Consider the following 14,500-nt stretch of genomic DNA (forward strand, 5'->3'; position numbering starts at 1 on the left):
GCATGATCAGTTTCAACGATGCCCAGATCAATGCGCTGCTGGCGTATTTTCTGTGGCCGTTTGCCCGTATTGTGGGCCTGATGCTGGCCGACCCGCTGCTGTCGTCCAAAAGCATACCGCGCCGCTACAAGGCGGGTTTTGGCATGTTTCTTACCATCCTGCTGGCGCCGGTATTGCCGCCCATGCCCGAGGTGTCGGTGGTATCAGCACAGGGGACGCTGATCGTGATCCAGCAACTGCTGATCGGCATCATTATCGGCACGGTGATGCGCATTGTGCTCACCGGGGTGGAAATGGCCGGTTTCCTGATGGGTAGCCAGATGGGCTTGGGCTTTGCCATGTTTTTCGACCCACAGCATTCCGCCCAGGTGCCGGCGGTATCCCGTGTGCTAAGCGTGTTTGCCACCCTGATATTTCTGACCTTTGACGGCCACCAGGTCTTGATTGCCACCCTGGCGGAAAGCTTCCGCCTGATGCCGGTGGGGGCGCCATTTCCGGCGGCATCGCTGTATAGCCTGGCGGTATGGGGGGGCAAGCTGTTCGAGTGGGGGCTGTGGCTGTCATTGCCTGTGGTCGGCACGCTCTTGGTGGTGAACCTGGCCATCGGGGTGATGACGCGCGCGGCGCCGCAGTTCAACGTGTTTTCCTTTGGCTTTCCCGTGACGCTGTTTATCGGCTTTGTAGCGCTGTACCTGTCGCTGCCACTGATGGAGCCTGCCTTGTCACAGCTGTACCGCGAGTCGTTCGACTTTATTGCAGCGTTGCTGAAGGCGCGCTAGCTTTTTGCTAGAATCCCGCACTGAAAATTTTTGCGGCTTGCCGGTGGCAGGCTGCCAACACACTGAAACCGAGGCTTTTATGGCTGGCCACAGTAAATGTCCATAGCTATTTTTCTGGCTATGTTTTTTTTGGCCTTTTGGTGGTGTAAGTTGTTGATTTTTCTAGGTTATTGTGACTATTTACTTGGTTGTATAATGACTAGAAATGGCCAGAAATTACTGCTAATGACTGTGTAACTGTGTAAAAACTGTGTAGTGTGTAGTGCTCTACAACAATACTTTAAGAAAAAGTAAAGTGTGTAAAGAGCTGGAACTGTGTAAATCTTGAGAGTGAGCAAGCTATGTTTGAAGTGATTTTGAGAGAACTACAAAAAAAATTTGGTGATAAAATTTTGCTCACTCCTGAAGATTTAGTATTGATTACTGGTATCAGTGTGGGACAACAAGCCAAGTTGAGAAGTGAAGGAAGGTTTCCAATACCTTTTGAAAAGCTTGGAGGAAGAATAAAGATAAATATTTTTCATTTAGCTGAATATTTAGCAAGTAAAGCTAATAATTATGCTAAAAGTAAAATGAAAGAAGATAAGAAAGAAAGTGGAAATCTTGTAAATAATAGACTTGTAGCAAGAAAAGATAACAAGAAAAAGAATGAAAAAGGAAGATTGAAAGATAATTGGTTTAGAGAATTTCTTGCTATGTTTTGCTCTCATTTTGAAAAAATGGAACTAAACAACATTTCAAAATCAAGAATTGGGAAAAATTTTATTAAGTTATAAATAAAAAAAGGGGCTGATTGCCCCTTTTCTTTTTTTGGTATTTCATTATGCTGCTAGTGTTTTGTATTTTTCTGTTTTCTTGATTTCTTCTTCTTTTCTATTAGCATAAGCAATATTTTCATCAGTCTTATTAATCAAAATATCTGCCAGTTTTACACCTTGAAACTTCATTGCTTTAAGCAATATTTCTGGCCTTTTGCCTCTTTCCAGATTTCCATACTTTTTGCCATTGTGTTCAAAGAAGTGTGATTTTTCAGCAGTTTCAGTCTTGACAACTACAATTCCTGCTTTAATCAAATCATCAGCAGTCAAGCTAAATTTCTGCATCACTTCTTTAACTGCTGCAATGCCTTCATCAAAACTTGCTTGTTTCCTTTGAGTAGCAAGTTTGCTCAATTCTTCAATTTGCTTTTGAATTTCTTCAAGAGACATGTTGCTGAAATCAGTCATTTTCTGCTTTCAAGGTTGTTGAGTAAGTAAAGTCATTATAGCAACAATAGCAAAGCAAGAAAAGTATTTTTTCTTTTCTAGATTTTTTCAGTTTTTTATGTTGTTTTTTTGATTTTAAGTAAGTATTTCAATAAAACCCATGAATTTTAACTTTTCAGTAGCCTTTCTTTTGAAATATTTAAGGTATTGAGAAGGCCCAAAAGGTTTTCTTGGATAATTCTTTTTAATTGTAGAGTTGTGACTAGAAAAATCAACATGAAAATCATCTTTTTCTGGTTTTTTCTTTAAAGTAAATAACTCTTTAAGAACTTTTATTCCATCAAAAGTAAAGCCTAATATTTTTTTGTAGATTGTGCCAGTAGAAGTTTTCACAATTTCAGTTTCTAGTGAAATACTATCTGCTAATTTTTGAAAACTATATAAATCATTAGTAGTAATGATGTTGCTTAAAATAACATTGTCACTCAATGATTTTTCTCTTTTATAATTTCTAGCAAAAGTTCTCCATTTTGTTATCAAACCTTTTTTCAATCCAAAAAAGCTTAATGCTCTTACTGAACAAGCTTGACGCATTGCTTGATTTTTCATAGTTGTATAGTAATCTTTGTCAATTGTTGATTTTTCAGCTACATCACTAGATAAAGTCTTTTGAATATACTTAAAGCAATATGAACTTGCTGACGCATTGCCATTATTTAGTTCAATCTTTGCTTGATTTTCATTTGAGTTAAAGTGATTTTTTACTATCTTTGTAATTTTATTAAAATTTTCAGCATCATGAAAGACTAAAGCATGAAGATGAAAGCATCCATCTTGATGAACTTCTGCAACTTTCACTCCATAAACTCTAATTTGATTATCATGCAAGTTAGTTCTAATTCTTGCCCATTTCTTTTGTAAAATTTCTACACTTTCATAAACTGGAACACCATTCCAGTGATTTGAACCTTTTGTTGGGTTTGGATGGTATTCACCATCTAATGTCATGGTGATGAAAGACCAAGTGTAATTATCTTCTTCTGCCATTTTTTCATAGCAATTCATGATTGCCAATTTTTCAGCAAACTCTTGTTCTGGTGTTCTAACAATATCTTTCAAGTTCAAAACTTTATCACTTTCTCTTGAACTTAATATTGTATTTTCAATATAGTTTTTATTTCTTAATCTTTGTTGATTGAAAAGTTCAAGTGTTTTATTAGAACAGTATTTTACTTGCTTATTAACAAGTCCAAAAATTGAGCTAAGTTGCACTACTAATCTTCTTTGAAGTTTTCTATATTTTCTTCTTAATGACTTGCTGCTATATTTTTTGTTGAAATTCTCTTCATCTTTTTTTGTCATGTCTTTTGAGTAGTGTGCTTCAAAAAATATTCTATGCATAGCATTTGCTTTTTTTACAATTTCATCATCATCAAGATTGGCAATGTTGAACTCTTCTTCAGTTATGTTTGTAAGGAATTGATAATTAGTCACAAATATAGTGTAAAGTCTATCAATTAAATCTTTATCAAGAGATTGAAAGAATGATTTTGATGCTAAAGAGAAAAAATCAATATTTGTTTTCTCAAGCAAATGCTTATCAATTATTTGTCTTACTACATTGTTGCTTGTATATGTGCTTAAGAACTCAACAAACCAATAATCTCCAAATTCTCTAAAGTTATTTTTGTCTTTGAAAAACTCTATTTGAGTGTATTTTTCTTCAATTATCTTTGTTGTTTCTAAAAAATTAAAATTATTCATAAAAAAACCCTTTAAAAGTATTGACTTTTAAAAGGTTCCACATTACTATATATTTATAACTGTCGAGGTTATTTGAATAATTGGAACCTATTCAAAGTCGTTGTTAGAAAAAAGTGGAGCTACTAACTCTGCTTTTTTTATTTGTATTTGGATAATTTACCATATTTAATTTATTTGTCAATATAAAAAGGGCTTTATGCCCTTTTTTATTACATTGATAAACCTCTTTTTATTTTCTTTTCATCAATTTTAGTTTTCTCAAAATTTTTGATTATATCAGCCAATCCTATTTTCTCCTCTCTAGCTTTTTCAATTGCAACCAATTCACTAACTTTCATATTTGTATTTTTTTCCAGTTCAAGTTTAGCATAATTAGTTAGATGTTCTTTTGCATCAATTGATAATTTTTTAAAATCCTTTGATAAGTTTCTATCATCAGTAATATTTTTGTGAGTTGCATCAGATGTATCTATAATTTTATTTAAACTTAAGTAGTCAAATAGTTTGTCATTTGATAAATAATTTGCCATTGTGTATGGTTCTTTATTATTGTTTATGAAATACTTTATTTTGTTTTTCATTTCTTCCACATAATCTTCCAGTATTTGATTATTTTTATTTTTTGTGTCATTTATGCTTTCTGTTGTTGAATATGAGTTGTTTAACAATCTTGTAATTTTTTGATTTTCATTGCTTTTTGATTTTCCAACTATTGTGTTGTTGTAAAAAAGAAAACCAAAATTATTTTTTGTTTCTATTATTTCTCCAATTTTTAAATTTAGATTTTCTCTGTTTTTGTACTGAATAACATCTTTACCATCAAGTATGTTTTTTATATTGAATAATTCTTTCACACTTTCTAAATCTTTCATTGTTGAGTTTTTTATTTTCTCATCAATCAAATTGCTAAAAGTTGAAAAATCATACTCTTTTGCTATTGCTTTATCATGAAAAATCTTAACATCAAAAACTTTATCATCAATTCTTATGTATTCTCTATCTTCTTCAATTTTGATTTTTTCAATATCTAGTTGAGAATTTCTTGAAATGTCAAGACTGAATTTGCTTAAAAAATGCTCATTACTTAATATTTTATTAAGTTCTGCATCTCTTCTTGCCTCTTCAAAGCCTTCTTTTGCTTTTGCTATTTCTTCTGCTGCTATATCTTTGAAAAAGTTGAATGTTTTGCTAATGATTGACTTGCTTGTTGTAATGGCTGATGTGAAAGTTTCTTCAACTAGATTTTTTGTTTCAATCATTTTTTGCAATTTATTGTAAGCATTTACATTGTCAGCATTTAATTCTTTTGCTTTCTCTCTTGCTTCATTGTTAAGACTTTCTAATCTTCCAGTTTCTAACATTGATATATTGTTGTCTTCTCTAAATTTTTCAATAATTTTCTTTGAGTAGTATTTTTCTATTGAAACTGGCTTTATTCCATTTTCAATGTTTTCTTTTGTTATTTCTTTTTTCTCAATATCAATTTCTCTTACTATGTCTCTAATATTGTAAGTGTCTGCTTTTGAGCCATAAATTTGCTTGAAATTATCTTTTGTCTCTTGTGTTCCATATATTTTTACTTCATTTCTATGTCTAGTTAAAGCAACATTAAGATTGTTAGCATTAGATAAAGGTGTTTTTCTTGCAATATAAAAAGTATTATCAACTGTCAAGCCTTGGCTTGCATGTATAGTGCAGCCATAACCCAATCTAAAAGGAACATTATTTTTTTCAACATCAAGAGAAAATTTAGTTTTGTCTTCTTTTTCAAGTTCAATTCTCAATTTTCCATTCACTTCTTCAATGTTCAAAACTTTTGCTTTCATATTATTGTTGTAAAGTCTTGAGTTTGTTTTTCTATCTTTTTTTGCATTTTCAGTAAATTGTATTGTATCATTTATCATTAACTTATATTCTGTTTCAGTTGTTGATTTTGTATTTTTCAAATCAAAAGAAGTTCCAAAAAGTTCTCCATTCTTTATCTTTGCTTGCTGTACTTCATTGTTTATCATTTTCAATTCTTCATTAGTAGAACACAATATAAGTTTTGTTCCACTAGTTTTCATATAGTCTTTTACTGCTTCTTTTATGTTGTCTTCAAGTTTTTCACTTACTTTGAAAATGTCTTGCTTGTTAATCAATTCAAAAGTTTTTTCAATATCTAAACTTGAAACTGCATTTGCTAACTCAAGTCCTTCTTTTGTTTTCTGTCTCATTATCATGTCAAGATAAAAAGTTTTTGCTGCTTTTTCTTCTATTAAAGTTTGAAATGGATTGCCAGCACTCACTGGTGTTAATTGTTGCGGGTCGCCAAGCAAAATCAATTTGCATTTCTTTTCATTTACTAAATCAATTATTTTTTTCATTTCTCTAACACCAATCATTCCAGCTTCATCAATGATTAAGATGCTATCTTTGTTTAGTTTGTTTTGTTCTGCTTTGCTTGATAAAAGCATGGCAATGTTTGAGCCATTAACTTCTTTATTAACTTTATTTAGTACATTAGAAAAGTCTTTTTCTAGATTGCTTTGAAGTTCTTGACTTGTAGTAGAGACAAAAATGTTTTTGTTTTTTTGTAGTGCTGCATACTGAGCAAGAGAGAAGCTCTTGCCAGTGCCTGGAAGCCCTACTACAAGCTGCACACGCTCATTACTGTTGTGCAGGTTAGTGACTAGCTCTAGCTGTGCTCTGTTGTCTTTGAAAAGCTCTGCTGTGGCTTTAGGAAGGGGTAGAGGCTTTGGTGCTGGTAAAGAACTGGCTGGTAAAGAACTGGCAAGGTTCATAGCATTGACATTGCTTACTATATCAATGTGCATGTCATGCAAATGAGCTGGTATGTAATCAATCTTATTTTCTTCATTCTTATCTATATGTTTGACAAATAATTCTGGATTGTTCAATTTTTCTTCAAGTAACTTCTCTATTTCTTCACTTGTCTTGTTGTCATGATAGATAGTAAGTAATGTTTTGTATTTTGAAATATCTAACTTAATTTGATTTTTACAAATACAATCAATCAAATCAAGCTCACTCATTTCTTTTACTTTGTTTGTGTATGTTACTTCATTTGTTTTTATGTTCTTGTTTTCATAATTTGAAAAATTAGTTTTTATTTGCTCTTTCCAGTCTTGATGAAAATCTACACTCTTTTTACTTTTTCTTGTAATTTTAAGAGTGTCAGTTTTATCATCCCAGCTTTGGGCTTTTCCTTTAGTTGCATTACTTCTTTTTGAAAAATGATTTTTTATATCTTCACCAATTCCTTTTATTTCAATATCAAATAAATCTTTCCCAACATTGTATGTTAGAGTTGTGTTGTAATTTAGTTTTGACATTTGAATTGAAAGTTCTTTTTTGTAAATGTCACCTATTCTTTTCATTAAGTCTCTGTCAGTGTAAAAGTCAATAGTGTTAAGACTTCTAACTTTGCCATCTTCACATTTCATTGAATTTGAAACATAGACATGGTTATGAAGTTGTGGGTCGCCCTCGCGACTGTCTATGTGAAGAAATGAAGCAATGATGTTTGCTTCTGCTTTTATGTAAATTTCTTCTCTTTGTTTCTTGTCTTTTCTCTCTTCTGCTGACAATTTTTTCCATTCTTTTTCAGTGTAATTTCTTCTTATTTCTCTTGATTTGAAATGTTTTTTAAGTTCTTCAAGAGCTTTCTCTACTGCTATATTTTGAGCTTTTGTGATTTCAATTTTTTCATTTTCATTGGCAAGAGCAAATGCAACTGAAACTGATTTTGGTGCTGAAAAAGTAAAATCATGCCCCAAGATTTCAGTGTTTGTATTTTTGTTTTTTATGCTTGCTTCAAATGCTTTTTTAGCATTTTCATCAAAAGTATTTGATAGATTGTATTGTTCTTTGTATTCATTTGAAGCATATATTTTTGTCAATAATTCACTTTCATTAACTTTGTCTTTATTTGAGTAGTAAGACAAGCTTTCTTTGAATTCTTCATTGCTTAAATATTTATCATAGCTGAAACTTTTTGAACCATCTTTTTTTACTTCTATAATTGTGTGACTTAACATATTTTATTCTCCTGTTTTGTTATTTTGTTGTGGAACCTTTCTTTATTTTTAAAGTTTGAAGAACTTTGAAAATCTAAACACCTTCAGGTGTAATGGTGTATTAAAAACCATCTTTTAAAAAGATAACAAATAAAAAACAAAAGTCAACTGCTTGAAAAAAATTAACTGACAATTTATTGACTGCAAATAAGCCAAAAATAAAAAACTTTTTTGTTTTTATTTTTCTTGGCTTATTCAATCTAATGTTTTGAAATTAAGTAAAGAAAAAATAAATTACTGACAAACTATTGACAAATAAAATAAATAAGTTACAGTTTAAATGTCACAAATAATAATACAGGGGGGAAGAGTAGAAAAATGAAATACAAAACAATGGAGGACTATTTTTTAATGAATAAAAAACAAAGGAAAAAGTTTTTTAGACTTAAAGAAGAGGGGAAGACTTTTAGAGAAATACAAGAAATATTGTCAGCAGATTGTCAATTTAGATGGAAACAAACAATGTTGAAAAATTACTTTTATAACTCAAAAAAGAATGAACTTAATAGAAATGAAATAAAAAGCATTAACAATAAAATGAATGAGTATTGCAAAATATTAGATGTTGATTTTCATGATTATGTAAGCAAAATGATTAAGTATCTTGCTAATAAAGTAGATGCAGCAAAAGAAAAAACAAATAAAATTAATAATGAGGAGTAAGAAAATGGATATGGATTATATAAAGATTAAAAACACACTAACAATAATGGAATTGTATTCAATGAATACTTACTTGCTTTTAGATGAAAATAGAGAGAAAAAATATGGCGTTGTGATGACAAATAGTTTTTTCTTTGATGAAGAGTTTTTTTATGATTGTGCTGAGTTTGCAAAATTATTAGAAGAAAATGGATTGATTGAGTATTTTAGTTCTTATGATGACTTTTTTCAAAATAGTAAATATAGCAATCATCTTAAAGCTGACAAAGCAGCAATAGTAATTGTTGAAAATAGTGATTACATAATAGAGAGAAGTTTTGAATTTTCAGATTTTTATAGAGAATTTAATTTGGCATTTTATAATGCAAAATGCATTGAGGAAATAATAAAAAATCAAATGAAGAATGAACTTTTAGAATTGAGAAGGATTAAAAAATATGAGGTTGATTTTTGATATTGAAATGTTGTTTATTTCATTATCAAAAAGCAATCAATATAAACTTTTATTGATAAAATTTGGCTGATAAGCAAAAGAGTGAGAATTTTCAAAAAGAAAAAACCCCCAGCATTGGGGGTTTAGTTTATTGGTTACTTCCATAATTTTTTTACAATGTCTGTTGCTCTTAAGTTTGAATATCTTTGAAGCATAGACATAGTAGCATGTCCAGATATTTCTTGTATTTCTCTATCTCTTAAATCAGTTTTAAGATATAGATTTGTGATAGCAGTGTGTCTTAAGTCATGAAATCTAATGTCTTGAATGTTAGACATATCACAAATAAGCTTAAATCTATGAGAAAGAAGATTTTTAGTTTGCCACATATGAAAAACATAGTTGCTTTCACTTGTCTTAAACTTTTTTATTTCTTCTAAAACTTCAAAAGCATTTTTACTTAATGGTACTTGTCTTTCTCTTTTTGTTTTTGTTTTGTCTTTTTCAATCAAAATTACTTTATCTTCAAAATTTACATTCTTCCACTCTAATGTGATTATCTCATTTAGTCTTAAAGCAGTTTCAATGGCAAAGTCAATGACAAGTTTCAACTCTTCTTTTTTTACTCTCAATCTTTCATCAATAGTATTAAATAGAGTTTGTTTTTCTTCTTCTGTTAAAATTCTTGTTCTTTCATCACTTTTACCTGAATATTTCACAAGTTCAAAAATATCTTGTTTATATTCATACTCTTTTGAGTGATAAGTTAGGGCATTTTTAAGTGTTATGTAGAGCCAATAAATTGTCGCTGGCTTGTTTATTTCTTCTCTTTTTTCTAGATAGTGTCTTAATCTATCAGCAGTAAAGGTTTCAATTGTGTAATTTGTATTGCTAAAATCATCAATTAACTGATTTAATCTTCTAATGTGTTTCTCTCTTTTTTCTACTTTTTTGTAACTTTCTAGAACTTCAATGAGTTTGTCTTTTCTTTTGTTCTTGAATACTTTTTTGTTGTTGTTTGATATTTCATTTTCAGTGATGAAAGCATATTTTTGTGCTTCTTTATATGCTTTTTCTTTATCTTTTTCACTTTCAAATGAGAAAGATTTTGAAATTGTGGGATGGCCTGATTTTCTAATTTGAACTTGATAAAAGCCTTTTCCAGAAGTGCTGACTCTCTCTTTAATGCTTGCCATAGCTTGTGCCCATCTATGTGAGTATTTGGGGGTATGATAAACTTTGCTATCAGTAAAGTGTGTAAAAACTGTGTAAATCAGCAGTTTTACAAGCTCCTAATCCAGCTAAGTTGTTGAAAAATATAGGTAAAGGTGATTATATGGCAGGACACAGTAAATGGGCGAATATCAAGCACAAGAAGGAACGCGCTGACGCCAAGCGCGGCAAAATCTTTACCCGTCTGATCAAGGAAATCACCGTTGCCGCCAAAATGGGCGGTGCCGATATTGATTCCAACCCGCGCCTGCGTCTGGCGGTGGACAAGGCCTGGGATGCCAACATGCCCAAGGACAACATCCAGCGCGCCATCGACCGTGGCGCCGGCACGCTGGAAGGCGTGGATTACCTGGAATGCCGTTACGAAGGCTACGGCATTGGCGGCGCTGCCGTGATGGTGGACTGCCTGACCGACAACAAAACCCGTACCGTGGCCGACGTGCGCCATGCGTTCTCCAAATACGGCGGCAATATGGGTACCGACGGCTGCGTGGCCTTCCAGTTTACCCACTGCGGCTACCTGGTATTTGCACCGGGTACCGACGAAGACGCGCTGATGGAAAAGGCACTGGAGGTTGGTGCCGACGACGTAGTCAGCAATGACGACGGTTCGCTGGAAGTGATTACCCCGCCGTACGAGTTCACCCGTATCAAGGGCGAGCTGGAGGCCGCAGGCTTCAAGTCCGAAATGGGCGAAGTGACCATGCGTCCGCAAAACGAAAGCGTGCTGGCCGGTGACGACGCTGTGCGTATGCAGAAGCTGCTGGACGCACTGGAAGACCTGGACGACGTGCAAGAGGTGTATACCTCGGCCGTGCTGGAAGATTGATGCCGGCAGTGCGTCTGGCCAAAGCCTGCTTCATAGCAGGCTTTTTCTTTTTGCTTGGCCACGCAGGGTTGGCCGCAGCCACGCCTGTGCGCATGTATTGCAGTGAGCACACCGTGCCCAAGCACTTTGCCGAGCATGGCCGCCCCGCCGGTTACGGTGTAGATCTGGGCCTGGCTATCCTGAGGCAGGCAGGTATCGAGGCCGAAGCCTATTGCATGCCGTGGGCGCGCGCCATTCAGGAAGTGGCAGCTGGTAAAGGCATCATGGCACCGGTGTTTTCCAAAACAGCGGAACGCGAGCAGCAGATGCTGTTCTCGCACAAGGTCATGGATGACCCGGTGGTGCTGGTGCAAGCCGCTGCGCGACCATTTGCCTTTCGCCACCCTACGGATCTGGCCGGGCGCAGGGTGGGTACCACCCGTGCTTCACGCTTTGCCGATGCGTTCAATGCGGCCATGCCATCCATGCTGGTCAACGAGGATGGCGGCCCGCAGCAGCGTTTGCAGATGCTGGTAGCGGGCCGGCTGGATGCTGCGGTGATTGCCGGTGGGGTGCACGCGGTGCGTTACAACGCACGTCAGGCGGGTATTGTCATCGAGCAGCTGCGTATCGTGAGCCTGCCCATCATGCTGGACCCGAACTATTTTGCGGTCTCCCGCCATTATCCAGGTGCCCGCGCAATGATCGCGCGGCTGAATGCCACCATTGCCAGGATGAGGCAGGATCGTAGCCTGAACCGCTTGCTGGCCGAGCTCCAGGCGCAGTACTAGGCCCGGCAAGGTTGGCCGCAGGCAGCGTGCTGCCGCGTTGCGGCCAACCCGGCTCAGAACACCGACTGGCCGCTACGGGTGGTAAAGCGGTCCAGCGCCTCCAGCCCGGCTAGCGAGTTGCCGCGCGCGTCCAGCCCGGGGCTCCACACGGCGATGCTCATCTTGCCCGGCAGGATGGCCAGAATGCCGCCACCGACACCGCTCTTGCACGGCAGGCCCACGCGATAAGCAAACTCGCCGGCGGCATCGTAGGTGCCGCAGGTCAGCATGATGGCGTTCACCTGCTTGGCCTGGCTGCGGCTAAGCCGCTGCTGGCCGCTGATGGGCGAGGCGCCGTGGTTGGCCAGAAACAGGCCGGCACGCGCCAGTTCGCGTACCGACATGCGCAGGCTGCAGGCGCGGAAGTAGTGCGCCAGCACCTGGTCTACCGGGTTGCCGATATTGCCGCAGCTCTTCATGAAGTGCGCCAGCGCCGCGTTGCGGTGGCCGTGTTCGGCTTCCGATGACGCAATCACATAATCGAAATCCAGCGCCTCTTCGCCGCTTTCTTCGCGCAGGAAGCTGCGTAGCGCCGCGCTGCTGTCGCCCTGCTGGCTGATGGCGATATCGGTTACCACCAGTGCACCGGCATTAATGAAAGGGTTGCGCGGAATGCCGTGCTCGTACTCCAGCTGCACCAGCGAGTTGAACGGGTTGCCGGAAGGCTCTTTGCCTACGCGCTGCCACAGGGCTTCGCCGGTTTGGGCCAGCGTTTGCGCCAGCATGAAGGCTTTGGAAATGCTCTGGATGGAAAAACGCTTGTCGGCGAGGCCGGTATGGAAGTGCTGGCCGTCCAGGGTGGAAACCGCCATGGCAAACTGTGTGGCGCTTTCCCCGGCCAGCGCCGGGATGTAGTCCGCCGGCTTGCCGGCTGACAGGTAGGGAATGATATCGCGGGCGATATCGTCTATCAGTTGCTGAATGTCCATTTTTATCACAGGTGTTGTGGTAGTAAAGGTGGCGCGGGCGGTCTTTGCCGCCCTGCTGCCGATGGCTGTGGCCAGGGTTGGCCGCAGCGTGCCGCGGGCGGGCCCGCGTGCATTCAGGGTTGCTTGCTACCCCACTCCGCCAGAAAGGTGGCACGGAATTGCATGATCCAGGCCAGGCGCTGTTCGCCCAGTGCGCGGCCTGCGTCGGTTTGCATGGTGGCCGGCAGGGTGGCCAGCTTTACGGCGATGTGGTCCAGCGCGTAGCTACGGTCATCCAGCGGGCGCTGCTGTGCCTGCGGGTCGTCCGGGTGCGCCAGCTGGCTGTCCATTTTGCCGGCGGTGTAAAACAGCCGCGCCAGGCCGACGGCGCCCAGTGCATCCAGCCGGTCGGCGTCCTGTACGATCTGCGCTTCCAGTGTTTGCGGGGAGATGGCCGCGGAAAAACTGTGCGCCTCGATGGCGTGGCCGACTGCGGCCAACTTGTCGGCAGGGAAGCCGGCCGCGGCCAGCTCGCTGCAGGCCAGCGCGGCAGCCTGGCGCGAGGCCAGGTGGCGTTCCGGGTGGTTTTTGGGCAGGTTCACCAGGTCGTGCAGGTAGCAGGCTGCCATTATCACCAGCGCATCAGCTTGCGGGTAGCTGTGCAGCAGCTGGCTGGCGCTTTGCCATACGCGCTGCAAGTGGGCCAGGTCGTGGGCGCCGTCGTTGCCGGCGTGGCGCGCGGCCAGGTCGCGGCAGATGGCCTGCCAGTGGGGTAGAGCGTGCGTCATGGTGTGGCTTTCCGGTAAGGGCCGCCCATTTAAAAAGCCGGCGGGCAGCCTGTCAATGTGCTGCCTGCCAAAAAAACAAAAGCGCCCCGCAGGGCGCTTTTATCGGCATGAAGCAGGTTATTTCTTGCCTTTGATGCTTTCTTCCAGCTCCTGGAAGGTGGGGCGCTCGGTGGAGTACAGCACCTTGCGGCCAAACTCCACCGCAGTTTGCGGGGCATAGCCCTGCATGCTGGCCAGTAGCACGGTCTTGATGCACTGGAACTCTTTCGAGCTTTCATCCAGCTTTTGCTCCAGCAAGGTACCCAGCGGCGCCACGATACCGTAAGCCAGCAAAATACCCAGGAAGGTACCCACCAGTGCCGAGCCGATCATGCCGCCCAGTACCGCAGGTGGCTGGCCTACCGAGCCCATGGTGTTCACCACACCCAGCACCGCTGCCACGATACCGAAGGCCGGCAGGGCGTCACCCAGGCGGGTAATCGCCGCGGCGGGGGAGTGGCCTTCGTGGTGATGGGTTTCGATTTCGATATCCATCAGGTTTTCGATTTCCATGGCGTTCAGGTTGCCGGATACCATGATGCGCAGGTAGTCGGTGATGAAATCCATCACGTGATGGTCGTGAGCAATCGCTTCGTACTTGGAAAATACCGCGCTGCTATGCGGGTCTTCGATGTCTTTTTCCACCGACATCAGGCCTTCTTTGCGGATCTTGACCAGAATCTCGAACAGCATGCCCAGCAAGTCCATATAACGGGCCTTGGTGTAGGGCGAGCCTTTGAACAGGGTGGGCAGGGCGGCTTTCACCGCCTTGAGTGTTTTGCCCTGGTTGGATACCACAAAGGCACCAATGGCACCGCCCAGAATGGCCATCAGTTCGGTAGGCAGTGCATGGACAATCACCATGATGTCGCCGCCGTGAATGATGTAGGCGCCAAAAATACAAATCAGCGCAATTGCGTAACCGATACCAACGTTCATGAGCCTGCGTTCCCCTAAGTGTGCAAGGCGTG

The 14,500-nt window shown here is 39.8% G+C and carries 13 protein-coding genes; 6 read left to right on the top strand and 7 right to left on the bottom strand.

All coding sequences use genetic code 11. The annotated features are described in order from the left end of the window. Positions 1-2: 2 nt before the first annotated feature. Together fliR and PQU95_RS02575 are read left to right on the top strand one after the other, a co-directional pair. A complete protein-coding gene (gene fliR, locus PQU95_RS02570) occupies positions 3-779 on the top strand; it encodes a flagellar biosynthetic protein FliR (protein WP_272750544.1) in 777 nt (258 codons plus the stop codon). 341 nt (positions 780-1,120) lie between these two features. Then, positions 1,121-1,555, top strand: a complete 435-nt coding sequence (locus tag PQU95_RS02575) for a hypothetical protein (protein WP_272750545.1) — start codon at positions 1,121-1,123, stop codon at positions 1,553-1,555. A gap of 45 nt (positions 1,556-1,600) precedes the next feature. Here PQU95_RS02575 and PQU95_RS02580 read toward each other — a convergent pair whose 3' ends face one another. The 3 genes from PQU95_RS02580 to mobF form a co-directional block, all read right to left on the bottom strand. Next, the gene (locus PQU95_RS02580) at positions 1,601-2,005 is read right to left on the bottom strand and encodes an H-NS family nucleoid-associated regulatory protein (protein WP_272750546.1); all 405 of its coding nucleotides are present in this window, start codon (positions 2,003-2,005) and stop codon (positions 1,601-1,603) included. A 114-nt stretch (positions 2,006-2,119) separates the two neighbouring features. Then, a complete protein-coding gene (locus tag PQU95_RS02585) occupies positions 2,120-3,748 on the bottom strand; it encodes a replication endonuclease (RefSeq protein ID WP_272750547.1) in 1,629 nt (542 codons plus the stop codon). 209 nt (positions 3,749-3,957) lie between these two features. After that, complete coding sequence (gene mobF / locus PQU95_RS02590) at positions 3,958-7,788, bottom strand: MobF family relaxase (protein ID WP_272750548.1); 3,831 nt, start codon at positions 7,786-7,788, stop codon at positions 3,958-3,960. A 390-nt stretch (positions 7,789-8,178) separates the two neighbouring features. On the opposite strand from mobF, the gene PQU95_RS02595 reads away from it, so the two are divergent. After that, positions 8,179-8,490, top strand: coding sequence for a hypothetical protein (locus PQU95_RS02595; RefSeq protein ID WP_272750549.1), 312 nt, complete (start codon positions 8,179-8,181; stop codon positions 8,488-8,490). Positions 8,491-8,494: 4 nt separating this feature from the next. Then, on the top strand, positions 8,495-8,944 hold the full coding sequence (locus PQU95_RS02600; RefSeq protein WP_272750550.1) for a hypothetical protein: 450 nt from the start codon (positions 8,495-8,497) through the stop codon (positions 8,942-8,944). 134 nt (positions 8,945-9,078) lie between these two features. On the opposite strand, the gene PQU95_RS02605 is transcribed toward PQU95_RS02600, so the two are convergent. Beyond that, positions 9,079-10,119, bottom strand: a complete 1,041-nt coding sequence (locus PQU95_RS02605; protein WP_272750551.1) for a site-specific integrase — start codon at positions 10,117-10,119, stop codon at positions 9,079-9,081. Positions 10,120-10,259: 140 nt separating this feature from the next. On the opposite strand from PQU95_RS02605, the gene PQU95_RS02610 reads away from it, so the two are divergent. After that, complete coding sequence (locus PQU95_RS02610) at positions 10,260-10,985, top strand: YebC/PmpR family DNA-binding transcriptional regulator (RefSeq protein WP_017508834.1); 726 nt, start codon at positions 10,260-10,262, stop codon at positions 10,983-10,985. Further along, positions 10,985-11,755, top strand: coding sequence for a substrate-binding periplasmic protein (locus PQU95_RS02615; RefSeq protein ID WP_272750552.1), 771 nt, complete (start codon positions 10,985-10,987; stop codon positions 11,753-11,755). Before PQU95_RS02610 ends, PQU95_RS02615 begins: the two co-directional genes overlap by 1 nt. Positions 11,756-11,808: 53 nt before the next feature. Here the strand turns inward: PQU95_RS02615 and PQU95_RS02620 are convergent, their stop codons facing one another. From PQU95_RS02620 to motA, 3 genes are all read right to left on the bottom strand, one after another. Continuing rightward, a complete protein-coding gene (locus PQU95_RS02620; protein WP_272750553.1) occupies positions 11,809-12,723 on the bottom strand; it encodes a glutaminase in 915 nt (304 codons plus the stop codon). 113 nt (positions 12,724-12,836) lie between these two features. After that, positions 12,837-13,490 carry an HD domain-containing protein gene (locus PQU95_RS02625; RefSeq protein ID WP_272750554.1) on the bottom strand — a complete coding sequence of 218 codons (654 nt, stop codon included), beginning with the start codon at positions 13,488-13,490 and terminating at the stop codon, positions 12,837-12,839. Between the two features lie 117 nt (positions 13,491-13,607). Further along, positions 13,608-14,468, bottom strand: coding sequence for a flagellar motor stator protein MotA (gene motA, locus PQU95_RS02630; protein WP_272750555.1), 861 nt, complete (start codon positions 14,466-14,468; stop codon positions 13,608-13,610). Positions 14,469-14,500: the final 32 nt, after the last annotated feature.

The organism is Vogesella aquatica (assembly GCF_028548455.1).
GTDB lineage: Bacteria > Pseudomonadota > Gammaproteobacteria > Burkholderiales > Chromobacteriaceae > Vogesella > Vogesella aquatica.

Excerpts from the sequence above, each read along its gene's own strand:
- fliR (WP_272750544.1), top strand. The coding sequence starts at position 3 with ATGATCAGTTTCAACGATGCCCAGATCAATGCGCTGCTGGCGTATTTT.
- PQU95_RS02575 (WP_272750545.1), top strand. The coding sequence starts at position 1,121 with ATGTTTGAAGTGATTTTGAGAGAACTACAAAAAAAATTTGGTGATAAA.
- PQU95_RS02580 (WP_272750546.1), bottom strand. The coding sequence starts at position 2,005 with ATGACTGATTTCAGCAACATGTCTCTTGAAGAAATTCAAAAGCAAATT.
- PQU95_RS02585 (WP_272750547.1), bottom strand. The coding sequence starts at position 3,748 with ATGAATAATTTTAATTTTTTAGAAACAACAAAGATAATTGAAGAAAAA.
- mobF (WP_272750548.1), bottom strand. The coding sequence starts at position 7,788 with ATGTTAAGTCACACAATTATAGAAGTAAAAAAAGATGGTTCAAAAAGT.
- PQU95_RS02595 (WP_272750549.1), top strand. The coding sequence starts at position 8,179 with ATGAATAAAAAACAAAGGAAAAAGTTTTTTAGACTTAAAGAAGAGGGG.
- PQU95_RS02600 (WP_272750550.1), top strand. The coding sequence starts at position 8,495 with ATGGATATGGATTATATAAAGATTAAAAACACACTAACAATAATGGAA.
- PQU95_RS02605 (WP_272750551.1), bottom strand. The coding sequence starts at position 10,119 with ATGGCAAGCATTAAAGAGAGAGTCAGCACTTCTGGAAAAGGCTTTTAT.
- PQU95_RS02610 (WP_017508834.1), top strand. The coding sequence starts at position 10,260 with ATGGCAGGACACAGTAAATGGGCGAATATCAAGCACAAGAAGGAACGC.
- PQU95_RS02615 (WP_272750552.1), top strand. The coding sequence starts at position 10,985 with ATGCCGGCAGTGCGTCTGGCCAAAGCCTGCTTCATAGCAGGCTTTTTC.
- PQU95_RS02620 (WP_272750553.1), bottom strand. The coding sequence starts at position 12,723 with ATGGACATTCAGCAACTGATAGACGATATCGCCCGCGATATCATTCCC.
- PQU95_RS02625 (WP_272750554.1), bottom strand. The coding sequence starts at position 13,490 with ATGACGCACGCTCTACCCCACTGGCAGGCCATCTGCCGCGACCTGGCC.
- motA (WP_272750555.1), bottom strand. The coding sequence starts at position 14,468 with ATGAACGTTGGTATCGGTTACGCAATTGCGCTGATTTGTATTTTTGGC.